The organism is Streptomyces sp. NPDC050121, assembly GCF_044460385.1.
GTDB lineage: Bacteria > Actinomycetota > Actinomycetes > Streptomycetales > Streptomycetaceae > Streptomyces > Streptomyces soliscabiei.
The window spans coordinates 58,112-80,799 of record NZ_JBITJV010000011.1; the positions used below are offsets into that span (position 1 = coordinate 58,112).

At 70.2% G+C, this 22,688-nt stretch carries 19 protein-coding genes and 1 pseudogene; 7 read left to right on the forward strand and 13 right to left on the reverse strand.

The genetic code is table 11. From position 1 onward, the window contains the following. Positions 1-4 precede the first annotated feature (4 nt). The 11 genes and pseudogenes from ACIBTS_RS18570 to ACIBTS_RS18620 form a co-directional block, all read right to left on the reverse strand. Positions 5-787 (reverse strand): amino acid ABC transporter ATP-binding protein, encoded by a 783-nt coding sequence (locus ACIBTS_RS18570; protein WP_399320565.1) that lies wholly within the window; start codon positions 785-787, stop codon positions 5-7. Next, on the reverse strand, positions 784-1,707 hold the full coding sequence (locus ACIBTS_RS18575) for an amino acid ABC transporter permease (RefSeq protein WP_399320567.1): 924 nt from the start codon (positions 1,705-1,707) through the stop codon (positions 784-786). The genes ACIBTS_RS18570 and ACIBTS_RS18575 overlap by 4 nt, the downstream gene beginning before the upstream one ends. Beyond that, positions 1,704-2,588 carry an ABC transporter substrate-binding protein gene (locus tag ACIBTS_RS18580; RefSeq protein ID WP_399320569.1) on the reverse strand — a complete coding sequence of 295 codons (885 nt, stop codon included), beginning with the start codon at positions 2,586-2,588 and terminating at the stop codon, positions 1,704-1,706. Before ACIBTS_RS18580 ends, ACIBTS_RS18575 begins: the two co-directional genes overlap by 4 nt. A gap of 296 nt (positions 2,589-2,884) precedes the next feature. Next, positions 2,885-3,091: pseudogene (locus ACIBTS_RS18585) on the reverse strand (MBL fold metallo-hydrolase); the annotation flags it as partial. Between the two features lie 280 nt (positions 3,092-3,371). After that, entirely contained in the window at positions 3,372-4,154 is a 783-nt protein-coding gene (gene heR / locus ACIBTS_RS18590) for a heliorhodopsin HeR (RefSeq protein WP_399320571.1), read from the reverse strand. 32 nt (positions 4,155-4,186) lie between these two features. After that, positions 4,187-4,570, reverse strand: coding sequence for a hypothetical protein (locus ACIBTS_RS18595; protein ID WP_399320573.1), 384 nt, complete (start codon positions 4,568-4,570; stop codon positions 4,187-4,189). 21 nt (positions 4,571-4,591) lie between these two features. Next, positions 4,592-5,041, reverse strand: a complete 450-nt coding sequence (locus ACIBTS_RS18600) for a hypothetical protein (protein WP_399320575.1) — start codon at positions 5,039-5,041, stop codon at positions 4,592-4,594. 75 nt (positions 5,042-5,116) lie between these two features. After that, positions 5,117-5,287, reverse strand: coding sequence for a hypothetical protein (locus ACIBTS_RS18605; protein WP_399320576.1), 171 nt, complete (start codon positions 5,285-5,287; stop codon positions 5,117-5,119). 82 nt (positions 5,288-5,369) lie between these two features. Continuing rightward, positions 5,370-5,594: a UDP-N-acetylmuramoylalanyl-D-glutamate--2,6-diaminopimelate ligase gene (locus tag ACIBTS_RS18610; protein ID WP_399320578.1), complete on the reverse strand. Its 225-nt coding sequence runs from the start codon at positions 5,592-5,594 to the stop codon at positions 5,370-5,372. Between the two features lie 240 nt (positions 5,595-5,834). Beyond that, positions 5,835-6,488, reverse strand: coding sequence for an MBL fold metallo-hydrolase (locus ACIBTS_RS18615; RefSeq protein ID WP_399320579.1), 654 nt, complete (start codon positions 6,486-6,488; stop codon positions 5,835-5,837). 9 nt (positions 6,489-6,497) lie between these two features. After that, entirely contained in the window at positions 6,498-7,184 is a 687-nt protein-coding gene (locus ACIBTS_RS18620) for a maleylpyruvate isomerase family mycothiol-dependent enzyme (RefSeq protein WP_399320581.1), read from the reverse strand. Between the two features lie 223 nt (positions 7,185-7,407). On the opposite strand from ACIBTS_RS18620, the gene uvrA reads away from it, so the two are divergent. Then, positions 7,408-10,443 carry an excinuclease ABC subunit UvrA gene (gene uvrA, locus ACIBTS_RS18625; RefSeq protein ID WP_399320583.1) on the forward strand — a complete coding sequence of 1,012 codons (3,036 nt, stop codon included), beginning with the start codon at positions 7,408-7,410 and terminating at the stop codon, positions 10,441-10,443. Between the two features lie 128 nt (positions 10,444-10,571). Here the strand turns inward: uvrA and ACIBTS_RS18630 are convergent, their stop codons facing one another. Both ACIBTS_RS18630 and ACIBTS_RS18635 read right to left on the reverse strand, forming a co-directional pair. Continuing rightward, a complete protein-coding gene (locus tag ACIBTS_RS18630) occupies positions 10,572-11,483 on the reverse strand; it encodes a carbohydrate kinase (RefSeq protein WP_399320585.1) in 912 nt (303 codons plus the stop codon). Between the two features lie 382 nt (positions 11,484-11,865). After that, entirely contained in the window at positions 11,866-12,837 is a 972-nt protein-coding gene (locus ACIBTS_RS18635; protein WP_399320587.1) for a hypothetical protein, read from the reverse strand. A 310-nt stretch (positions 12,838-13,147) separates the two neighbouring features. On the opposite strand from ACIBTS_RS18635, the gene uvrC reads away from it, so the two are divergent. From uvrC to gap, 6 genes are all read left to right on the forward strand, one after another. Continuing rightward, positions 13,148-15,202 carry an excinuclease ABC subunit UvrC gene (gene uvrC, locus ACIBTS_RS18640; RefSeq protein WP_399320589.1) on the forward strand — a complete coding sequence of 685 codons (2,055 nt, stop codon included), beginning with the start codon at positions 13,148-13,150 and terminating at the stop codon, positions 15,200-15,202. Next, complete coding sequence (gene rapZ, locus ACIBTS_RS18645; protein WP_319670485.1) at positions 15,199-16,197, forward strand: RNase adapter RapZ; 999 nt, start codon at positions 15,199-15,201, stop codon at positions 16,195-16,197. The genes uvrC and rapZ overlap by 4 nt, the downstream gene beginning before the upstream one ends. Beyond that, a complete protein-coding gene (yvcK, locus tag ACIBTS_RS18650) occupies positions 16,194-17,261 on the forward strand; it encodes a uridine diphosphate-N-acetylglucosamine-binding protein YvcK (RefSeq protein ID WP_399320591.1) in 1,068 nt (355 codons plus the stop codon). The genes rapZ and yvcK overlap by 4 nt, the downstream gene beginning before the upstream one ends. Further along, the gene (gene whiA, locus ACIBTS_RS18655; RefSeq protein ID WP_319670484.1) at positions 17,252-18,241 is read left to right on the forward strand and encodes a DNA-binding protein WhiA; all 990 of its coding nucleotides are present in this window, start codon (positions 17,252-17,254) and stop codon (positions 18,239-18,241) included. Before yvcK ends, whiA begins: the two co-directional genes overlap by 10 nt. A gap of 166 nt (positions 18,242-18,407) precedes the next feature. Next, positions 18,408-21,362: a M14 family zinc carboxypeptidase gene (locus ACIBTS_RS18660; RefSeq protein WP_399320593.1), complete on the forward strand. Its 2,955-nt coding sequence runs from the start codon at positions 18,408-18,410 to the stop codon at positions 21,360-21,362. A 229-nt stretch (positions 21,363-21,591) separates the two neighbouring features. Further along, positions 21,592-22,602 (forward strand): type I glyceraldehyde-3-phosphate dehydrogenase, encoded by a 1,011-nt coding sequence (gene gap, locus ACIBTS_RS18665; protein WP_079663060.1) that lies wholly within the window; start codon positions 21,592-21,594, stop codon positions 22,600-22,602. Positions 22,603-22,688 lie beyond the last annotated feature (86 nt).

The window sequence follows — 22,688 nt, forward strand, 5'->3', positions numbered from 1 at the left end:
GTCCTTACAGGCGCCCCGCCTCAACGATCCGCCGCAGGAAGCGCTGCGTGCGCGCTTGCTGCGGGTCGCCGAAGATCTGCTCGGCGGTACCCCGCTCCAGCACGACGCCTCCGTCCAGAAAACAGACCTGGTCGGCGACCTCGCGGGCGAAGCCCATCTCGTGCGTGGCCAGCACCATCGTCATGCCGTCGCCCTTCAGGTCGCGGACGACGTTGAGGACCTCGCCCACCAGCTCCGGGTCGAGGGCCGCGGTGATCTCGTCGAGCAGCAGCAGCCGGGGACGTACGGCCAGGGCGCGCACGATCGCCACACGCTGCTGCTGACCGCCGCTGAGCCGGTCGGGGTACTCGCCCGCCTTCTCGGCCAGCCCGAGCCGCTCCAGGAGCCCCCTGGCGTGTTCCTCGGCCTCCGCGCGGGCGACGCCGTGCACGCGGCGCGGGGCGAGCGTGACGTTCTCCAGCACCGTCATGTGCGGGAACAGGTTGTACGCCTGGAAGACCACGCCGATCCGGCGGCGCACCGCGTCCTGGTCGACGCGCGGATCGGTGATCTCCTCGCCGTCCAACCAGATCGCGCCGTCGTCGATGTCCTCCAGCAGGTTGGCGCAGCGCAGCAGCGTGGACTTGCCGGAGCCGGAGGCGCCGATCAGGGCCGTCACCGTGTGCGGGGCGACCTCCAGGTCGACGTCCCGCAGGACGACGGAGCCGCCGAAGGTCTTGCGGACGGACTCCATCCGCAGCACCGGGGTCCGCGGCACAGGGGTCCGCGGCGTCGGAGTATCGCTCATGTCGTTCCTCCCTGGGCCCGCTGACGGTCCATCCGGGCCGTCACCCAGTCCGTGAAGCGGGTCATCGGGATGGTCAGGGCCACGAAGACCAGTCCCGCGACGATGTACGGCGTGTAGTTCAGGCTGCGGCCCACGATGACGTCCGCCGCGCGTACCGCGTCGATGGCACCGCCGATCGACACCAGGCCGGTGTCCTTCTGCAGCGACACCAGGTCGTTCAGCAGCGGCGGCACCTGGCGGCGCACGGCCTGGGGGAGCACCACGTGGCGCAGCGTCTGCCGGTTGTTCAGGCCCAGCGAGCGGGCCGCGGCACGCTGCGAGGGGTGCACGGACTCGATGCCGGCGCGGAACACCTCGGCGACGTACGCCGAGTACGTCAGGGTCAGCGCCGTACCGCCGAGCCACACCGGGTCGACGGTCACACCCTGCAGGCGCAGCGCGGGGACGCCCAGCACCACGATCATCAGGTTGATGATCAGCGGCAGTCCGCGGAAGAAGTCCGTGTACGCCGCCGCCAGCACCCGCAGCGGGAAGAACACGGGGCCGCGCAGGGTGCGGGCCACGGCGATGAGCATGCCGAGCACCAGGACGGCGGCGCCGCAGATCAGCAGCAGCCGGACGTTCAGCCACAGCCCTTCGAGGACCTTGGGCAGCGCCTCGCGCGCGTACTGCCCGTTGAAGAAGGTCTCCTTGGTGCGCGGCCAGCCGGGTGCGCCGACGACGATCAGGTAGAGGACGACGGCCGTGAGCAGGGTCGACAGCGCGGCGATCGCCGTGGCGCGGCGGGCACGCGCCCGCTTGTAGCGCTCGCGCTCCAGCCGCCGCTGCGAGGGGACGTACGCGTCGCCGGCGCCGCCCCCGGACATGTCGCCCTTGTCGTCCGAGCCTTCCTGGCCGGACTCCTCCTTCGTGACCGTCACTTGAGCACCGGGGCGTCGACGGCGTCGGAGAGCCACTGCTGTTCGAGCTTCGCCAGGGTGCCGTCCTTGCGGAGGGTGTCCACGGCGGCGGTGACGCAGGAAGTGAGCGCGCTGCCCTTGTCGAGCACAAGGCCGAACTGCTCGGGCGCGGCACCCTGGTTCTCGAACTGGCCGACGATCTCGGCGTCCGTCACCTCGGCGGCGGTGATGTAGAACGCGGTGGGCAGGTCGACCACGATCGCGTCGACCTGGCCGTTCTTCAGCGCGGACTTGGCCTGGTCGTTCTTGGCGTAGACGGCGGCCTGCTGCGTCGGCTTCACCACGTCGTCGATGTAGTCCAGGCTGGTCGTGCCGACCTGTGCGCCCAGCTTGAGGCCCTTGAGGCCCGCGAGGGTCGTCGCCTTGGCGGCCTTCGAGCCCTTCAGGGCGATGACGGCCTGGCGTACGTCGTAGTAGCCGGAGGAGAAGTCCACGGCCTTCTTGCGCTCGTCGCTGATCGACACCTGGTTGACGTCGAAGTCGAAGGTCTTCTCGCCCGGCGCGAAAGCCTTGTTGAACGGCACGCTCTGCCAGACCACGGCGCTCTTGTCGTAGCCGAGCCGCTGCGCGACGGCGTAGGCGACGGCCGACTCGAAGCCCTTGCCGTTGGACGGCTTGTCGTCCTTGAACCACGGCTCGTACGCGGGTGAGTCGGTGGCGATGGTCAGCTTGCCGGAGGTCTCGGTGGCGAGCTTGCCCTTGGCGCAGGTGTTCGCGCTCGAACCGGACGGCGTGGAAGCCGCCTTCTCCTCCGGCTGCGGAGCGCAGCCGACGGCGGTCGCGAGGAGGGCTACGGTGGCGCCGGCTACGGCGCGGCGCAGAACACGTGGGGCGAGATGCATGGCGGGAGAGTGGCAGCGAAATCCCTGTTTGTCCAGGTCACGTCATCAATTGTCCGCATGGTGGGAACGGGTGTTGCGTTCTTGTGAACAGGGTCGCGCAGTGCGCCTGGGCCGCCGGCCGAGGGCGGGGATAGTGGACCGGCGGCCCATCCGCGCCGGAGCCGTCATCCCGCGCGGGGCTGCCACCAGTTGACCGTGCAACCACGTGTGCGGGGAGCGCGCGCGAGGCGCCGGCGCGTGCACGCGATTCACACGGGGCGCGCGTCCGGAAACGCGCGCCCCCTGCAAGGGAAGGCTCACCACCCGCGCGCGTGCCACTCCGGAAGGTGCGGCCGCTCCGCGCCCAGCGTGGTGTCGTCGCCGTGGCCCGGATAGACCCAGGTCTCGTCCGGCAGCACGGCGAAGATCTTCGTCTCGACGTCGTGGATCAGGCTCGCGAACGCCTTCGGATCCTTGCGGGTGTTGCCCACGCCGCCGGGGAAGTCCTGGGTTCCTCTGAACACTGGGATGCTCCCCGCGTCGTACCCTCGTCTTCCCTTGCTCGCGGATCTCCGGGGACCCGCGCGTACTGTCGACGGGGCGTCAACCGGCAGATCAGCGACCTCCCAGCCGTTCTCCGAGGAGAACGGCTGGGAGGTCGGCGGCGAGTACGTCGAGAACGATGTGAGCGCGCACTCGGGTGAGGAACGCCCCGCGTACGACCGGCTGATGGCCGATGCCGTCGAGGCCGCCCGCGAAGCGGGTGTTCGGGTCTTGCCGATGGGGGTTTCGGACAGAAGAGGTTCAGTCAGCCAGCGAGCCGGCGAAGATCTGCCACGCCAGGAGTGACTTCGCCACGAGGCTGAGGACCAGGTAGGCCTTCTCCCCATATGCGTAGTCGGACCACCGGCCGACTCCGCGGTACTGGAGCCACTGGTTGAGACCGAAGCTGAAGAAGAGGGCGGCCTGGACGAGAACGATTCCGTACACGAAGCCGGGGACGGTCTCGGCCGCGACGGTGTTATACGCGATCGAGACCCACGGCGTGACGCCGACCAGCGTCCCGAACCAGAACGGCAGCATGCTGGTCCTCGCCCGCCCCGGAGGGTTCATCACCTCCTCGATCCAGCCGAAGAGAATCATCCCGACGTTGGCGCCGACGACGGCGATGACGGCATTGAGGCCGGTAATGCCCGCGTAGAAGCCGATGAGGAGCACCATCAGGGTTGCGCTCAGCGCGTACTCCAGCCACCGGAAACGGTTGATGCCGCGTCTGAGGTCGCGTTCGTAGGTGTCGCGGCACACTGTCGCCGTCAGCAGGTGGTCTGCTGCCGCGAGGGCGAGGAAGACGGCGACGGCCCAGCCGATCGGCACGTCGAACAACGCTTCCGGGGCGGGCGCTGCCGTTCCCGGTGGCCCCTCGGGGACGGAGGAGGTCACGGTGATCGAGAAGCTTCCGGCGAGCAGGACGATGGCCACGGCTTGGATCAGGTGCAGCAGCGTGAGCCCCAGGTTCCACCTGCGGAGCCCGGTGAGACGCTCGGTGGTGACACCGGTGGCCACCGATGTGCCGTCCTCTCGCTCCACAGGTCCTCCCCAGTGGCTGGTGCCGCGGTACGTCAGCATGGTCGTACCGGTCGGCCGGGAATCACGGCAGTCACGCCACCGCCCCGTCGGAAAGTCGCCCGAGTGGCGCTCGGGAATCCACTGAAACCGCTGGTCTGCGGGACGCCCCCCGAGATCTCTCCCCGGGACGGTGTGGCTGGGGTTGCGCAACGACCACAGCAGCTCGCTGCGACCGGGATGTAGCCGACCGCGGCCGCACGCAGCCGGGGCAGCACCCGGGCCAGGAACACCCGCGCCGCCTGCGCGTCCACACGGGCGCGGTCCGGGATCTGCGACGGCGCGGGCAGGACGGCGGCCAGCAGCACCGGAGCCTTGCGGGGAGCGGCCAGCCGCACGGCCGCGTCCACCACGGCCAGGTCGTCGGGACGGTTGGTCACCAGCGCGGTGACCGGGGCCGGTCAGGATGGCCAGGACGCCACCGCCTTCCGGGCCCGTGCGACACATCCGACTTCGAGAATGCCGCCCGTCTGCGCGGGCTCGGTGGTTCTGTGGAACGCATAGTTTTCCAGGAGGATCAGCTTCAGATCTTCGATCGCGTATAGCAGCATCCACCGGTCCACAGAAGGCCGCGCTGACATGACGAAGCCCCCGCCTCCTGTTGCCAGAGGCGGGGGCTTCGTCGTACGTGAGATCTGGTCTGGCACTGCGACGTCGCGGCGCTGCTCCAGTTTGACCAGGCGCCTCCGGCCGGCCGGCCGGACGTGGACGCGGATGGTGATTTTTGCGTTGACCGGGCCGCAGATGCGGGTTGCGGAGCCGATCTCGAAGGGGCCGATCGTGGAACGGCGCTGAACGACCGTGCGCCCGTTGCCGAGTTTCGTCCAGCTACTGGAGCCCTGGACGTTCATGAACGCCTCGTAGTCGACGTAGGAGGCGTGGGCGCGGGATTTGGTGATGACGGCGTGCGCCTTGATGTCGCGCCATCAGATCTTCTCGTCCTTGAACCGCTCGGCGCTGATGCAGCCTTGTGCGCCGATGTTCTGGGCGGAGACGGCGCCGCCGCAGGCGATGGCGGCGGCGTGGGCGTCGGCGGGTACGGCGAGGGCGGTCAGCAGGGCGGCTCCTGCCGCTGCGGCGAGGCGTTTCATGTGCATCGTGCGGTCCTCTCGGTCAGGTGTGTGCCGACAGCCATCAGGCCGAAATACCGGCGGTTGAGGTTCAGTTCGCGGGTGCCCGTCACCAGCCGGTGACGTCTTCACCGAGAAGTCGCTGGCACACCTGCCACAGCATCCCTGCGCGAGACGCCTTGACCAGAACCTTGTCGCCGGGGCGCAGGAGCTTTTCCAGGAACTGCGCGGCGGTTTCGTTGTCGGCGACGATCGCGGTGTCCACCCCGGCTCCGGCGGCGGCGAGGGCGAGCTGTTTCGCGAGATCGCCACCGACCGCGACGACCAGGTCCACGCCACCCAGAGTGACCAACCAGGGCTGTCCAAGCTGGAATACGCGACAGCTCAACATGCGGGCCTACCAGTCCGAAGCAGGTAGACCCCCGGCCAAGATCAACGGTTTGGCGTTGACCGCCGTACCGATGTTCCCGCCGGCCACCGTCCGTGGGGCGTGACCCTCCCGGGCGTGGAACGGGCCTGAACGCGCGACCGCCCCCTCTTCGGTTTCGAAACAGGGGCGGTCGTCGTTGGACGGTTACCAGCCTCGTGCGCGCCACTCCGCGAGGTGGGGCCGCTCCGTGCCGATGGTGGTGTCGTTGCCGTGGCCGGGGTAGATCCACGTCTCGTCGGGCAGGACGTCGAAGAGCTTGGTCTCCAGGCCGCCCATCAGGGAGTTGAACTCTTCCGGACGTGTTGTCCGACCGGGACCCCCCGGGAAGAGACAGTCGCCGGTGAACACATGGGGATGGCCGTGCGGGTCGTCGTAGACCAGGGCGATCGAGCCGGGCGTGTGTCCGACCAGATGGCGCGCGGTGAGCTCCACGTTCCCCACCCGGATGACGTCGCCGTCGTCCACCAGGACGTCGGTCGGCACGGGGATGCCGTCGGCGTCCTCCCGGCCGGCGTGGGTACGCGCGTGCGTGGCCGCCACGACCTCGGCGAGAGCCTGCCAGTGGTCGCCGTGCTGATGCGTGGTGACGACGGACGCGATGCCGTCGTCACCGATCATGCCGAGCAGGGCGTGGGCGTCGTTGGCCGCGTCGATCAGCAACTGCTCGTCCGTGGCCCGGCAGCGCAGCAGATAGGCGTTGTTGTTCATCGGGCCGACCGCGATCTTGGTGATCATCAGGTCCTTGAGCTCGTGCACGTCCGCCGGGCCGCCGACCGTCACCTCTCCGCTGTACGTCATGGCGGCAGCCTATAGCGGGGGAAGGGCCGGCAGCGGCCCGCCGTCCACGGTCAGCGCGGATCCGTCGCGGCGCCCGGCCAGCCAGCCCAGGAGGTCCGCGGGGGAGCCGCTGACGGTCACCTCCCCTTCGTCGGCCTCGCGGCCCGTGCGCCACACGCGCGTGCCGTCCGTCAGGCGCGTCGGCGGGATGTCGGGATGTCCGGCGAACCGCTCCGCGAGGAACTCGGTCTCCCGCCCGGTGAACTCCTCCGGCAGGTCCTCCAGCTCGTAGCCGACGCCGAGGTCCACATAGTGCAGCTCGACCTCCGCCCACCGCCGGAAGGGCACCTGGGCCGCCGAGTCGACGACCCCGTTGCGAAGCTCCACGGTGCGCGACCAGTCCGCGGGCGCGGCGCCCGCGGACTGGAACCGGGCCGCGCTCTCGCGTACGTCCGTGAGCTGGACGTCCAGGGGGCGCGGGGCGTCCCGCTCGATGTCGGCGTCGCGGACGTGCGCGTCGGCGTACATCGGGCGGCCCTCGAGGACGTTCACGAGGGCGTCCGCGTTGCGGGCGAGGTGGGCGAGGACATGGCCGCGGCTCCAGCCGGGCAGGCGTGACGACTCGGTCACCGACGCGTTGTCCAGTTTCGCGACTGCGGTGAGCAGCCGCTCGGTCGCGTCACGTACAGACTCCAGGTCATGAGCGTGATCAATCATGGTGTCGACCCTAGCCCCGCCACCCCTTCGGGTGAAGGTGGCGGACTGCGACCCTAAATCGAATGCACGTGCTATATGGTCGGTGACGGCGTCGGGCATGCTGGAAGACCGGGGATTGTTGTGAACCGGTGAACCCCGACCGGCGTTGTCAGTGGCTCCCCCTAGTCTGAGAAGGACGGGGGCCCCGCCCCTGTCACTTCTCTCAAGAAAGGTGCGGACCGGCGTGGCCGACCGTCTCATCGTCCGTGGCGCGCGCGAGCACAACCTCAAGAATGTCTCGCTCGACCTGCCACGCGACTCGCTCATCGTCTTCACGGGCCTGTCGGGGTCGGGCAAGTCCTCGCTGGCCTTCGACACCATCTTCGCCGAGGGCCAGCGGCGCTACGTCGAGTCCCTCTCCTCGTACGCCCGCCAGTTCCTCGGCCAGATGGACAAGCCGGACGTCGACTTCATCGAGGGCCTCTCCCCGGCCGTCTCCATCGACCAGAAGTCGACCTCGCGCAACCCGCGCTCCACGGTCGGCACCATCACCGAGGTCTACGACTACCTGCGCCTGCTCTTCGCGCGCATCGGCAAGCCGCACTGCCCCGAGTGCAGCCGGCCGATCACGCGCCAGTCGCCGCAGGCCATCGTCGACAAGGTGCTGGAGCTGCCGGAGGGCAGCCGCTTCCAGGTGCTGTCGCCGCTGGTGCGCGAGCGCAAGGGCGAGTTCGTCGACCTGTTCGCGGATCTCCAGACCAAGGGCTACTCCCGCGCGCGGGTCGACGGCACGACCATCCAGCTCTCCGAACCGCCCACGCTGAAGAAGCAGGAGAAGCACACCATCGAGGTGGTCATCGACCGTCTCACGGTGAAGGACACGGCCAAGCGCCGCCTCACCGACTCGGTGGAGACCGCGCTCGGCCTCTCCGGCGGGATGGTCGTGCTCGACTTCGTCGACCTCCCCGAGGGCGACCCCGAGCGCGAGCGCATGTACTCGGAGCACCTGTACTGCCCGTACGACGACCTGTCCTTCGAGGAGCTGGAGCCCCGCTCCTTCTCCTTCAACTCGCCCTTCGGCGCCTGTCCCGAGTGCACCGGCATCGGCACGCGCATGGAGGTCGACGCCGAGCTGATCGTCCCGGACGAGGACAAGTCCCTCGACGAGGGCGCCATCCACCCCTGGTCGCACGGCCACACCAAGGACTACTTCGGCCGCCTGATCGGCGCCCTCGCGGACGCGCTGGGCTTCCGTACGGACATCCCCTTCGCGGGCCTGCCGCAGCGCGCCAAGAAGGCCCTGCTGTACGGCCACAAGACGCAGATCGAGGTCCGCTACCGCAACCGGTACGGCCGCGAGCGGGTGTACACCACGCCCTTCGAGGGCGCCGTCCCGTTCGTGAAGCGCCGGCACAGCGAGGCCGAGAGCGACGCCAGCCGTGAGCGCTTCGAGGGCTACATGCGTGAGGTGCCCTGCCCCACCTGCGAGGGCACGCGCCTCAAGCCGCTGGTCCTCGCGGTCACGGTCATGGACAAGTCCATCGCCGAGGTCTCCGGGATGTCCATCAGTGACTGCGCGGACTTCCTGGGCGAGCTGAAGCTCAACGCCCGCGACAAGAAGATCGCCGAGCGCGTCCTGAAGGAGGTCAACGAGCGGCTGCGGTTCCTGGTCGACGTCGGCCTGGACTACCTCTCCCTCAACCGCGCGGCCGGCACGCTCTCCGGCGGCGAGGCCCAGCGCATCCGCCTGGCCACCCAGATCGGCTCCGGTCTCGTCGGCGTCCTCTACGTCCTCGACGAGCCGTCCATCGGTCTGCACCAGCGCGACAACCACCGGCTGATCGAGACCCTCGTCCGGCTGCGCGACATGGGCAACACGCTCATCGTCGTCGAGCACGACGAGGACACCATCAAGGTCGCCGACTGGATCGTCGACATCGGCCCGGGGGCCGGCGAGCACGGCGGCAAGGTCGTGCACAGCGGCTCCCTGAAGGAGCTGCTCGCCAACGCCGAGTCGCAGACCGGGCAGTACCTGTCCGGCAAGAAGGCGATCCCGGTGCCCGACATCCGGCGCCCGCAGGACCCCTCCCGCCGGCTCACCGTGCACGGCGCCCGCGAGAACAACCTGCAGGACATCGACGTGTCCTTCCCGCTGGGCGTGTTCACCGCGGTCACCGGCGTCTCCGGTTCCGGCAAGTCCACGCTGGTCAACGACATCCTGTACACGCACCTGGCCCGCGAGCTGAACGGCGCGAGGAACGTTCCCGGGCGGCACACGCGCGTGGACGGTGACGACCTCGTCGACAAGGTCGTGCACGTCGACCAGTCGCCCATCGGCCGCACCCCGCGCTCCAACCCGGCCACGTACACAGGTGTCTTCGACCACGTCCGCAAGCTGTTCGCGGAGACGACCGAGGCGAAGGTCCGCGGCTATCTGCCCGGCCGCTTCTCCTTCAACGTCAAGGGCGGCCGCTGCGAGAACTGCGCGGGCGACGGCACGATCAAGATCGAGATGAACTTCCTCCCGGACGTCTACGTCCCGTGCGAGGTCTGCCACGGCGCCCGCTACAACCGGGAGACGCTGGAGGTCCACTACAAGGGCAAGTCCATCGCAGACGTCCTGAACATGCCGATCGAGGAGGCGACGGACTTCTTCGAGGCGGTCCCCGCGATCGCCCGCCACCTCAGCACCCTGAAGGACGTCGGCCTCGGCTACGTCCGGCTCGGCCAGTCCGCGACGACGCTGTCCGGCGGTGAGGCCCAGCGTGTGAAGCTCGCCAGCGAGCTCCAGCGCCGTTCCACCGGCCGCACGGTCTACGTCCTGGACGAGCCGACGACGGGTCTGCACTTCGAGGACATCAGCAAGCTCCTGAAGGTCCTCGCGGGCCTCGTCGACAAGGGCAACACGGTCATCGTCATCGAGCACAACCTCGACGTGATCAAGACCGCCGACTGGGTCGTCGACATGGGTCCCGAGGGCGGCGCCGGCGGCGGTCTGGTGGTCGCCGAGGGTACGCCCGAGGAGGTCGCCGGGGTGCCGACCAGCCACACCGGCAAGTTCCTGCGGGAGGTCCTGGGCGCCGATCGGATCAGCGACGCCGCCCAGGTGAGGGCCCCGCGCAGGACGGCGGCGAAGAAGACGGTCGCGGCCCGGACCACGGCGCGCAAGACGGCGACCGCCAAGACGTCGACGGTGAACGACACGGCGACCAAGAAGGCCGCCGGGGCGACGACGAAGGCGGCCCCCGCGAAGAAGACGACCCGGGCCCGCAAGGCCTGACGAACCGCGCGAGCAACACGGCGCCCCGCGGGAACTCCCCGCGGGGCGCCGCCCGTTCCCTCTGTGCCGGGCCGCCGCCACCTTCCAGCGCCGTCCCCCCGCTTCCCCCCTCGCAGGGCCAACAGCCTCTAGAACTGGCCCAGTTCGGAGGCGTACGGCGGTTCCGCTCCGGCCCGGGAGCAGGTGATCGCCGCCGCGCGTGCGGCGAACCGCAGCAACTGCCCCCAGCCGTCGGCGCCCAGCCCTTCGAGGGCTACCGGGGACAGGGCGTCCCGCGCCGAAAGGCCGTGCAGCAGGGCCGCGTTCACCGTGTCCCCCGCACCGATGGTGTCCACCACGTCCACCTCCTCACCCGGCACCGCGTACACCGCGCCGCTCCGGGTGAAGGCGGTCAGTCCGTCCCCGCCCTGGGTGATCACGACGGCCGAGGGACCGGCGGACAACCACTCGCGCGGGGTGCCGCCCAGCCACTCGGCGTCCTCCTCGGAGAGCTTGAGCAGGGACACCGAGGGCAGCCAGCTCTTGAAGCGGGCCCGGTAGGCGTCGGCGTCGGGGATCAGCCCGGGGCGGATGTTCGGGTCGAGCACGGTGAACAGACCCTGTGCCGCGGCGGCCCGCAGCAGCTCCTCGTACGCGCTCGCACCCGGCTCCAGGACGAGCGAGCAGGTGCCGAAGGAGACCGCGCGCGTCCCCGCGGGCAGCGTGGCCGGCATCGAGAACAGCCGGTCGGCGGTGCCGTCGACGTAGAAGGAGTAGGCGGCCGAACCGTTCTGGTCGATCGTGGCGACGGCGAGCGTGGTCGGCTCCGCGCCGCGTTGCACCGACGACAGGTCCACGCCGGATTCCCGCAGTCTGCCCAGCAGCGCCTCGCCGAAGGCGTCCCGCGAGGTGCGGGAGCAGAAGGCCGTGGGGGAGCCGAGACGGCCCAGCGCGACGGCCGTGTTGTAGGGGCCGCCGCCGAGCGCCGGCTGCAGCCCCGCGAGGGCACCCGTGCCCTGCGGTACCAGGTCGATCAGGGCCTCACCGGCGACGACGATCACAGGACGGTTCCTTTCGGGTTCTCTGGGTGCGCGTGCGAGGGACGCCGGTGCGGGCGAGCTGTACGAGTCCGTGCCGGCCGGTCGCCGGACAACGGCAACGGCACGGTGTCCTCGGGCCTGGGCAGGCCGCGCTCGCGCAGGGTGCGCGGGACGCGCGGCGGGCCGGCGGTCATCGCGTGCCGTTCAGCGCGTACGAGACGGCCCTCAGGCGGACACCCGTGTGCCGCGCGACGTCGGCCATGGTCGGCATCGCGCCCTTCCCGCCCCTCGGACCCCGCGGCCTCTCACTGACCTTCCGGCCCGGAAGCTATCCCATTCGAAGGCGCGCGTAAACGCGGGCCCACACCTGCGCGAACGCCTGAACGGGCAGCCGATCGGCCGTTCACTCCCAGTCCCAGCCGATGCCCACCATGCCCGACCGCACCCGCGGCTCGACGAGGTGCACCGAGCGGTGGCGGCCGCTGAACGGCAGTTCCTGGCGGCCGCTGCGCGGCGCCGCCGCCGAGTGCTGGGTGAACCGGTGGCAGCGCACCGGCAGGGCGTGCTCGTCGAAGCGGATCTGCAGGGCGTACTGGCCGCCCGCCGAGCCGAAGCCGCGGACGTACTCGCGGGACGCGCCGGCGGTGCCGTCCTCGACGCCGTAGCGGAAGAGGAAGGTGTCGCCGGCCCGTAGGCGGGTGTCGAAGAGGAGTTCGGCCACGAGCACGCCGGTGTCGTGGTGGCGGCGGACGCGGCCGGCCCGGCAGTTCTCCAGGGCGTGCACCGTCATCCGCTCCGGGGTGCATCCGGGGTCGCCGTGGTGGACGGCCACGAAGCGGTCGACGCCGTCACGGTGGGCGCGCACGATGTGCTGCGACTCTCGTCCCAGGAGCTCGCGGCGTGCCCCGATGCGGACCCGTTCGTGATGGCCCAGGGTGTGCAGCCCGCCGTCGACGGGGCACTCCAGTTCGCCGAGCAGCTGTTCGAGGATGCCGGAGGCCTCCAGGAATGAACGGTAGCTGCGGCCCGCGGGCTGTCCGGCCGCAGCGGTGCCGCCCCCGCCGTCGGGCTCCGCGAGCAGCCGGATCAGGGACTCCTCCGGCAGGTGCAGGATCTCCTCCAGCGCGCGGACGGCCCGCAGCGACTCGGGGCGCTGCGGCCGCCGGGCGCCCTGCTGCCAGTAGCTCAGGCTCGTCACGCCCACCTTGACCCCGTAACGCGACAGATGGTGCTGGACGCGCTGCAGCGGCAGTCCACGGGCGGCTATCGCGGCGCGCAGCGCCACATGGAAGGGGCCGCCCCGCAGTGCCGTCTGAAGTTCCGCCGCGGCGGCGGTGTCGACGGCGGCGTCCGCGTGCTGTGTGGCGTGCGGCATGCAGGGGCCTTTCTGTGAATGCTCACGACGGCTGGTCGGACCGTGCGCGTGGGGGGTCGGGGCCTTGCCTGCGTCGCCGGAACTCCTTCACATCCGTAGGGCGGCCTTCAGGGCCCCGAGTTCCCCCGCATTGAAGCGTGTTGACCAAGTCCCGACAACACCTGTTGCCCGAGTGGCACGTGCACGTGGCCGAGTCGGTGCCCCAGGGGCCGCGCCTCCTGGGCCCCGCTCGTCCACAGCACCGTCGGACACCCCGACCGTTGTCCACAGCCCCACCGGAGTGTCACCCCGCGCCAGTAGGGTGTGAGACATGGCCGACCCCTCCAGCTACCGCCCCAAGCCGGGACAGATCCCGGACTCTCCGGGGGTGTACCGATTCCGCGACGAGCACCGCCGGGTGATCTACGTCGGAAAGGCGAAGAGCCTGCGCCAGCGCCTTGCGAACTACTTCCAGGACCTGGCGGGCCTGCACCCGCGCACCCGCACGATGGTCACCACGGCCGCGTCGGTGGAGTGGACGGTGGTGTCCACGGAGGTCGAGGCGCTGCAGCTGGAGTACTCCTGGATCAAGGAGTACGACCCCCGGTTCAACGTCAAGTACCGCGACGACAAGAGCTACCCGTACCTCGCGGTCACGATGAACGAGGAGTACCCGCGCGTGCAGGTGATGCGCGGCCACAAGAAGAAGGGCGTCAGGTACTTCGGGCCGTACGCGCACGCGTGGGCGATCCGGGACACCGTCGACCTGCTGCTGCGCGTCTTCCCTGTGCGCACCTGCTCCGCCGGCGTGTTCAAGAACGCCGCCCGCACCGGCCGCCCCTGTCTGCTCGGCTACATCGGCAAGTGCTCCGCGCCCTGCGTGGGCCGGATCGCCCCCGACGACCACTGGGAACTCGCCGACGAGTTCTGCGACTTCATGACCGGCCGCACCGGCACCTACCTCCGCCGCCTGGAGAAGCAGATGATGGAGGCGGCCGAGGAGATGGAGTACGAGCGGGCCGCCCGCCTGCGCGACGACATCGAGGCGCTGAAGAAGGCCATGGAGAAGAACGCGGTCGTGCTCGCGGACGCGACCGACGCCGACCTGATCGCGGTCGCCGAGGACGAGCTGGAGGCGGCCGTCCAGATCTTCCACGTCCGCGGCGGACGCGTGCGCGGCCAGCGCGGCTGGGTCACCGACAAGGTCGAGGACGTCACGACCGGCGCCCTCGTCGAGCACGCCCTCCAGCAGTTGTACGGCGAGGAGACGGGCGACTCCGTCCCCAAGGAGGTCCTGGTCCCCGCCCTGCCCGACCCGGTCGAACCCGTGCAGGAGTGGCTCACCGGGCGGCGCGGGTCCAACGTGTCGCTGCGCATCCCGCAGCGGGGCGACAAGAAGGCCCTGATGGAGACCGTCGAACGCAACGCACAGCAGGCGCTCGTCCTGCACAAGACGAAACGGGCCTCCGACCTGACCACGCGCTCACGCGCCCTGGAGGAGATCGCCGAGGCCCTCGACCTGGACAGCGCCCCGCTGCGCATCGAGTGCTACGACATCTCCCACCTCCAGGGGGACGACGTCGTGGCCTCCATGGTCGTCTTCGAGGACGGTCTGCAGCGCAAGAGCGAGTACCGCCGCTTCCAGATCAAGGGCTTCGAGGGCCAGGACGACGTCCGCTCCATGCACGAGGTGATCACCCGCCGCTTCCGGCGTTACCTCGCGGAGAAGGAGCGGACGGGCGAGTGGGTCGACGAGGAGCCGGACGGCGTTCTCGGCCAGGGCTTGAAGGACGAGGAGGGCCGCCCCAAGCGCTTCGCCTACCCGCCCCAGCTCGTCGTCGTCGACGGCGGACAGCCGCAGGTCGCGGCCGCCAAGCGGGCGCTGGACGAGCTCGGTATCGACGACATGGCCGTCTGCGGCCTCGCCAAGCGGCTGGAGGAGGTCTGGCTGCCGGACGAGGACGACCCGGTCGTCCTGCCCCGCAGCAGCGAGGGCCTCTACCTGCTCCAGCGCGTCCGTGACGAGGCCCACCGCTTCGCGATCACCTACCAGCGCACCAAGCGGGCCAAACGCTTCCGCGCCGGTCCGCTGGACGAGGTGGCGGGGCTCGGCGAGGCGCGCAAGCAGGCGCTGATCAAGCACTTCGGGTCGGTGAAGAAGCTGCGCGCCGCGACGATCGAGCAGATCTGCGAGGTCCCCGGCATAGGCCGCAAGACGGCCGAGACCATCGCCGTGGCCCTCGCACAGGCGGCACCGCCCGCCCCCGCCGTGAACACGGCGACCGGAGAGATCATTGATGATGAGGAACCCGACACCACGACGGGTTCCCCCGGAGACCCCGTGACGGCGGGCGCCCCGGAAGAACGACGGGGGCAGGAGACATGACCGAGCACGAGACACACCCCACAGACCGGCGAGAACAGACCCCAGCGGGCCCCGACAGCCCCCAGCAAGAAGCACGCCAGGAAGACGGAGCACAGGTGAGTACGGACGTCACCCCACCCGGGATCCCCGAGGCGGCCATCCCCGAGCTGGTGATCATCTCCGGCATGTCCGGGGCCGGCCGCTCGACGGCAGCCAAGTGCCTGGAGGACCTCGGCTGGTTCGTCGTCGACAACCTCCCGCCCGCCCTGATCCCCACCATGGTGGAACTGGGCGCCCGCTCCCAGGGCAACGTGGCGCGGATCGCGGTCGTCGTCGACGTCCGAGGCCGGCGCTTCTTCGACAACCTCCGCGAGTCCCTCGCCGACCTGGCGTCGAGGAACGTCACACGGCGGATCGTCTTCCTGGAGTCCTCCGACGACGCCCTGGTGCGCCGCTTCGAGTCCGTGCGCCGCCCGCACCCCCTGCAGGGCGACGGCCGCATCGTCGACGGCATCGACGCCGAACGCGAGCTGCTGCGCGAGCTGCGCGGCGACGCCGACCTGGTGATCGACACCTCCAGCCTCAACGTGCACGAGCTGCGCGCCAAGATGGACGCCCAGTTCGCGGGCGAGGAGGAGCCCGAACTGCGGGCCACCGTCATGTCCTTCGGCTTCAAGTACGGCCTGCCGGTCGACGCCGACCTGGTCGTGGACATGCGGTTCCTGCCCAACCCGCACTGGGTGCCGGAACTGCGCCCCTACACCGGCCTCAACGAGGAGGTCTCCACGTACGTCCTCAACCAGCCCGGCGCGAAGGAGTTCCTCGACCGGTACGCCGAACTCCTCCAGCTGGTTGCCGCGGGCTACCGTCGGGAGGGCAAGCGCTATGTGACCATCGCGGTCGGCTGCACGGGCGGCAAGCACCGCTCGGTGGCCATGTCGGAGAAGCTCGCCGCGCGCCTCGCGGCCGAGGGCGTGGAGACGGTGGTCGTGCACCGGGACATGGGACGGGAATGACAGGACGTACTCCGCGGCTCGGCCGGCTGCGCAGGGTCGCCCCCGAGGGGCGCGCGGGCCGGCCGGTCGAGGCCCGCGGCGGCAAACCGCGCCGCCGCGGCACCCAGCCCAAGGTCGTCGCCCTCGGCGGCGGCATGGGTCTGTCCGCCTCGCTCACCGCACTGCGCCGGATCACCGGCGACCTCACGGGCGTCGTCACGGTTGCCGACGACGGCGGCTCCAGCGGACGCCTGCGCGACGAGCTGGGCGTGCTGCCGCCCGGCGACCTGCGCAAGGCGCTGGCCGCCCTGTGCGGTGACGACGACTGGGGCCAGACCTGGGCCCGGGTCATCCAGCACCGCTTCCAGTCGCAGGGCGAGATCAACGGCCACGCGGTCGGCAACCTGCTGATCGTCGCCCTGTGGGAACAGCTCGGCGACCACGTCCAGGCGCTGGACCTGGTCGGCAAGCTGCTCGGCGCGCAGGGGCGGGTGCTGCCCATGTCCGCCGTGCCGCTGGAGCTCCAGGCGCTGGTCAAGGGGCACGACCCGGACCGGCCGGACGACATCGACACCGTCCGGGGGCAGGCGACCGTGGCGCTGACGCGCGGCGAAGTGCAGTCCGTGCACCTGGTGCCGAACGACCCGCCGGCCGTCCCCGAGGCCGTCGCCGCCGTCCTGGACGCGGACTGGGTGGTGCTCGGGCCCGGCTCCTGGTTCTCCTCGGTCATGCCGCACCTGCTGGTGCCCGAGCTGCTGGACGCCCTCATGGAGACGAAGGCGCGCCGGGTGCTCTCCTTGAACCTCGCCCCGCAACCGGGAGAAACCGACGGCTTCTCCCCGCAGCGTCATTTGGAGGTTTTGGGACGACACGCCCCTAAACTCGCCCTGGACGTGGTGCTGGCCGACGAGGCAGCCGCGTCCGACCGCGACTCGCTGACCGACGCCGCCAAACGCTTCGGGGCCGCGGTCGAGCTGGCGCCGGTGGCCCGGCCCGACGGAACCCCGAGGCATGACCCGGAGCTGTTGGCCGCCGCGTACGACCGTATTTTTCGGATGCATGGAAGGATCGGCCCATGGCGATGACGGCAGCGGTGAAGGACGAGATCTCCCGGCTCCCCGTCACCCGGACCTGCTGCAGAAAGGCGGAGGTCTCCGCCATTCTGCGGTTCGCCGGCGGCCTCCACCTGGTGAGCGGGCGCATCGTGATCGAGGCGGAGCTGGACACCGCGATGGCGGCCCGGCGGCTCAAGCGGGACATCCTGGAGATCTTCGGCCACAGCTCGGAGCTGATCGTGATGGCTCCGGGCGGTCTGCGCCGCGGCTCGCGCTATGTCGTGCGCGTGGTCGCGGGCGGCGACCAGCTCGCCCGGCAGACGGGGCTCGTCGACGGCCGCGGCCGTCCGATCCGGGGTCTGCCCCCGCAGGTGGTCTCCGGCGCGACCTGTGACGCGGAGGCGGCCTGGCGCGGGGCCTTCCTGGCGCACGGCTCGCTCACCGAGCCCGGCCGCTCCTCCTCCCTGGAGGTGACCTGCCCGGGCCCGGAGGCCGCGCTCGCGCTGGTCGGCGCCGCCCGCCGGCTCTCCATCGCGGCGAAGGCCCGCGAGGTGCGCGGGGTCGACCGGGTCGTCGTCCGCGACGGCGACGCGATCGGGGCGCTGCTCACCCGGCTCGGCGCACACGAGTCGGTGCTGGCCTGGGAGGAGCGCCGGATGCGCCGTGAGGTGCGGGCCACGGCGAACCGGCTCGCCAACTTCGACGACGCCAACCTGCGCCGCTCCGCCCGAGCGGCCGTCGCCGCCGGGGCCCGCGTCCAGCGTGCCCTGGAGATCCTCGGGGACGAGGTGCCCGAGCATCTCGCGGCGGCCGGCCGGTTGCGCATGGACCACAAGCAGGCCTCCCTGGAGGAGCTGGGCGCGCTCGCCGACCCGCCGCTGACGAAGGACGCGGTCGCCGGCCGGATCCGCCGGCTGCTGGCGATGGCCGACAAGCGCGCCTCCGACCTCGGCATCCCGGGAACGGACGCCAACCTCAGCGAGGAGCTCGCCGACAACATGGTCGGCTGAGAACTCGTCAGAACGCCGGCGGTGTCCTCGTGCTGTCATCCGAAGGGGTGACAGCACGAGGACACCACCGGCAGTTGCATGGCCTTGAGGCGCCCTTGACTGGATCATGATCTGTCATGAGCCTGGCAGAGTTCGCTGCTGTGGCGAACTCACGCTAGGGGGGTTCATGAGACGTAGAGCGAGATCGATCCTCGCTGTCGGCGCCCTACTGCTCGGCGGAGCGGCGCTCGCACCCATCGCCCAGGCGCAGTCCGCGAACTCGCCGAAACCCGACCCGGACGAGGTCAAGGTCTTCCGGGCCGAGGTCACCAAGAAGCAGGTACCCCTGCTGCTGGCGGCCGGCCAGGACGGCCACGAACTCGGCGAGCAGGCGCCCGCGAAGGGCACCGCCACGGTCGAGGTCTACCTCACCGACAAGCAGGCGAAGAAGCTTCGGAAGCAGGGGGTCGAGCTCACCGAGCACACGCTTTCGGCCAAGGCGGAAAACCGCGTCGAGGCCGCTGCCGAGGGCGTGTTCCGCCCGTACAGCGGCAGCGGCGGCCTGAAGGAGGAGATCCTCCGCACCGGCCAGGAGAATCCCGGGCTCACCAAGGTCGTCTCCATCGGCAAGACCGTCAACGGCCAGGACATCCTCGCTCTCAAACTGACCAAGGGCGCGAAGAAGTCCAAGGACGGCTCCAAGCCGTCGGTCCTGTACATGTCCAACCAGCACGCGCGCGAGTGGATCACCCCGGAGATGACCCGCCGGCTGATGCACTACTACCTGGACAACTACAAGACCGACAAGCGCGTCAGGAAGATCGTCGACTCCAGCGAACTGTGGTTCGTGATCTCGGCCAACCCCGACGGCTACGACTACACCTTCAAGGACTCCGACACCCGGCTGTGGCGCAAGAACCTGCGGGACGTCAACGGCGACGGCGTGATCTCCACCGGTGACGGCGTCGACCTCAACCGCAACTTCGCCTACAAGTGGGGCTACGACGACGAGGGTTCGTCCCCCAACCCCACCAGCGAGACCTACCGCGGCGCGAGCCCCGGCTCCGAGCCCGAGACCAAGGCGCTCGACGCCTTCGAGAAGCGGATCGGGTTCACGTACGGCATCAACTACCACTCCGCCGCCGAACTGCTCCTCTACGGCGTCGGCTGGCAGGTCGCCACCGACACCCCGGACGATGTCGCCTACAAGGCGCTCGCCGGCACCCCCGACAACAGCGCGGTGCCGGGCTACCACCCGCAGGTCTCCTCGGAGCTGTACACGACGAACGGCGAGGCGGACGGCCACGCGTCGAACGTCAACGGACTCGCCATGTTCACCCCGGAGATGTCGACCTGCCAGACCGCGTCGAACCTCGACCCGAACGACCGGTGGAACGCCTCCGACTGCCAGTCGGGCTTCAACTTCCCGGACGACGAGAAGCTGATCCAGGGCGAGTTCGCCAAGAACGTCCCGTTCGCGCTCTCCGTCGCCGAGTCCGCCGCCCAGCCCGACCAGCCGAAGTCCTCGGTCGGCCTGAAGGCCGCCGACTTCACCCCGGCGCCGTTCACCACGTCGTACGCGCGAGGCGCCGACCAGGAGGTCTCCGTCGTCGTACGCAAGGCGATCCGGGACAAGGAGGTCAAGTACCGCGTCAACGGCGGCCGTACGCACGAGCGGGCGCTCAAGGCCTGGAAGGGCGGCGAGACCTACGGCGGGGACGACAACCTCTTCTTCGACGAGTACCGGGCCAAGGTGCGAGGCGGGGGACCGGGCGACAAGGTCGAGGTGTGGTTCACCGGTGCGACCAAGGCCGGCAAGAAGGTCTCCAGCTCGCACTTCACGTACACGATCGCCGCACGCCCCCAGGCCGACACGCTCGTCGTCGCCGAGGAGGGCGCGGCCGCCACACAGGCGCAGACCTACGTCGACGCGCTGAAGGCCAACGGCCGCAAGGCGGTCGTCTGGGACGTCGCCACCCAGGGCGCGCCCGACGCGCTCGGCGTGCTGAGCCACTTCGACACGGTCGTCCACTACACGGGCGCGAGCGTCCCCGGCAACCCGACCCAGCTCGAACTGCGCGCCTTCCTCAACGAGGGCGGCAAGCTGATCGAGGCGGGCGAGCTGGCCGGCGGCACCGTCGACCTCGGCGACGGCACCCCGTCCAACGACTTCAGCCAGTACTACCTGGGCGCGTACTCCCGTACCTCGACCCCCGGCGCCACCGGCTTCGCCGGCTCCGGAAAGCTCGGCGGCCTCAGCGGGGCCCTCGGCGCCGCGCCCGGCAACCCGCTCGACAAGGCGGGCACCTACGGGGTCACCTCGGACGAGCTGCCTGCCGCCTCCTACCCGCAGTTCAAGAGCGCGGGCGCGGGCCGGTTCACCGGGACGGTCAACCCGTACGGGCCGTACACGGGCTCGTACATGGCCGCCGCGGTGCACACCGACGACGCCTACAAGCGCCTCACCCGCACCATCGACCTCAGCGGTGTCGGCGCGGCGAGCAGGCCCACCCTGCGGACCCAGCTCCTGTGGGACACCGAGCCCGGCTACGACAACGCGATCGTCGAGATCCACACGGTCGGCGCCGACGACTGGACCACGCTCCCCGAGGCGGGCGGCGCCACCACCGCAGCCGTGCCCGCGGACTGCGACGCCGGCTTCTACATCACCGAGCACCCGTGGCTGCGGCACTACCTCACCCTCGGCTCGGGCGCCTGCACCGCGACCGGCACCACCGGTTCCTGGAACGCCCTCACCGGCGCCTCCAGCGGCTGGCAGCAGGTGAACTTCGACCTGAGCGCCTACGCGGGCAAGAACGTCGAGGTGTCGATCTCCTACGTCACCGACCCCGGCACCGGCGGCCACGGCGTCCTCGCGGACGACGCCTCGCTGGTCGTCGGAGGCGCCGTCACCCAGGCCGAGGGCTTCGAGACGTCGCTCGGCGCCTGGCGGGCCGCCGGGCCGCCCGCGGGCAGCCCGGCCGTCCTGAAGGACTGGACGCGCACCGGCGCCCTGTTCCAGACGTACGGAGCGGTCACCACCGACGACACCGTGCTGCTGGGCTTCGGCCTGGAACACATCACCTCGGCGGCCGACCGCAAGGCGCTCATCGGAAAGGCACTCGACTCACTTGAGAGCTGACACGCCGAAGTCAACCCCGCATCATCGTTCGTAACCGAATCGAGTGACGGGGCCTTCCGGCCCGGGCGGTCCGTACCTCTACTGGCGGGTACGGGCCGCCCTGCCGTGTATGGGCGGACTCGATGTCACTGCGGCGGCCTCGGAGAGGTAGGGTCGGGGGTGGTCGGGGACATCCCAAATACAGCTCGCCGGCACCGCATGGCCGGCGTACCAACGAGGAGATCGGTTCGTGACGATCCGCGTAGGCATCAACGGCTTTGGCCGCATCGGTCGTAACTACTTCCGCGCGCTGCTGGAGCAGGGTGCTGACATCGAGATCGTGGCTGTCAACGACCTGGGTGACACCGCGACCACCGCACACCTCCTGAAGTACGACACCATCCTGGGCCGTCTCAAGGCCGAGGTGTCGCACACCGCCGACACGATCACGGTCGACGGCCACACCATCAAGGTGCTCTCCGAGCGCAACCCCGCCGACATCCCGTGGGGCGAGCTCGGCGTCGACATCGTCATCGAGTCGACCGGCATCTTCACCAAGAAGGCCGACGCCGAGAAGCACATCGCGGGCGGCGCCAAGAAGGTCCTCATCTCGGCTCCGGCCAAGGACGAGGACATCACCATCGTGATGGGCGTCAACCAGGACAAGTACGACGCGGCCAACCACCACGTCATCTCCAACGCCTCCTGCACCACCAACTGTGTGGCGCCGATGGCCAAGGTTCTCGACGAGAACTTCGGCATCGTCAAGGGCCTGATGACGACGGTCCACGCGTACACCAACGACCAGCGCATCCTGGACTTCCCGCACTCGGACCTGCGCCGCGCCCGCGCCGCCGCCGAGAACATCATCCCGACCACCACGGGCGCCGCGAAGGCCACCGCGCTGGTCCTCCCGCAGCTCAAGGGCAAGCTCGACGGCATCGCGATGCGCGTCCCGGTGCCCACCGGCTCGGCCACCGACCTGGTCGTGACGCTGCAGCGCGAGGTCACCAAGGACGAGGTCAACGCCGCGTTCAAGAAGGCCGCCGACGACGGCGACCTCAAGGGCTACCTGTCCTACACCGAGGACCCGATCGTCTCCTCGGACATCGTCGGCGACCCGGCCTCCTGCACCTTCGACTCCTCCCTGACCATGGTCCAGGAGGGCAACTCGGTGAAGATCCTCGGCTGGTACGACAACGAGTGGGGCTACTCCAACCGCCTCGTCGACCTGACGGTCTTCGTCGGCGGCCAGCTCTGATCGACAGATCAGGCACCTCGATGTGAGTGCAGGGCTCGGGCGGCGCAGGGACGCGCCGCCCGAGCCCTGCGTCACGTACCGACAGC

Bases quoted from the DNA above. Each gene is read 5' to 3' on its own strand.
- ACIBTS_RS18570 (WP_399320565.1), bottom strand. From the start codon at position 787: ATGAGCGATACTCCGACGCCGCGGACCCCTGTGCCGCGGACCCCGGTG.
- ACIBTS_RS18580 (WP_399320569.1), bottom strand. From the start codon at position 2,588: ATGCATCTCGCCCCACGTGTTCTGCGCCGCGCCGTAGCCGGCGCCACC.
- ACIBTS_RS18600 (WP_399320575.1), bottom strand. From the start codon at position 5,041: ATGAACGTCCAGGGCTCCAGTAGCTGGACGAAACTCGGCAACGGGCGC.
- ACIBTS_RS18605 (WP_399320576.1), bottom strand. From the start codon at position 5,287: ATGCACATGAAACGCCTCGCCGCAGCGGCAGGAGCCGCCCTGCTGACC.
- ACIBTS_RS18615 (WP_399320579.1), bottom strand. From the start codon at position 6,488: ATGACGTACAGCGGAGAGGTGACGGTCGGCGGCCCGGCGGACGTGCAC.
- ACIBTS_RS18620 (WP_399320581.1), bottom strand. From the start codon at position 7,184: ATGATTGATCACGCTCATGACCTGGAGTCTGTACGTGACGCGACCGAG.
- ACIBTS_RS18635 (WP_399320587.1), bottom strand. From the start codon at position 12,837: ATGCCGCACGCCACACAGCACGCGGACGCCGCCGTCGACACCGCCGCC.
- uvrC (WP_399320589.1), top strand. From the start codon at position 13,148: ATGGCCGACCCCTCCAGCTACCGCCCCAAGCCGGGACAGATCCCGGAC.
- rapZ (WP_319670485.1), top strand. From the start codon at position 15,199: ATGACCGAGCACGAGACACACCCCACAGACCGGCGAGAACAGACCCCA.
- yvcK (WP_399320591.1), top strand. From the start codon at position 16,194: ATGACAGGACGTACTCCGCGGCTCGGCCGGCTGCGCAGGGTCGCCCCC.
- whiA (WP_319670484.1), top strand. From the start codon at position 17,252: ATGGCGATGACGGCAGCGGTGAAGGACGAGATCTCCCGGCTCCCCGTC.
- ACIBTS_RS18660 (WP_399320593.1), top strand. From the start codon at position 18,408: ATGAGACGTAGAGCGAGATCGATCCTCGCTGTCGGCGCCCTACTGCTC.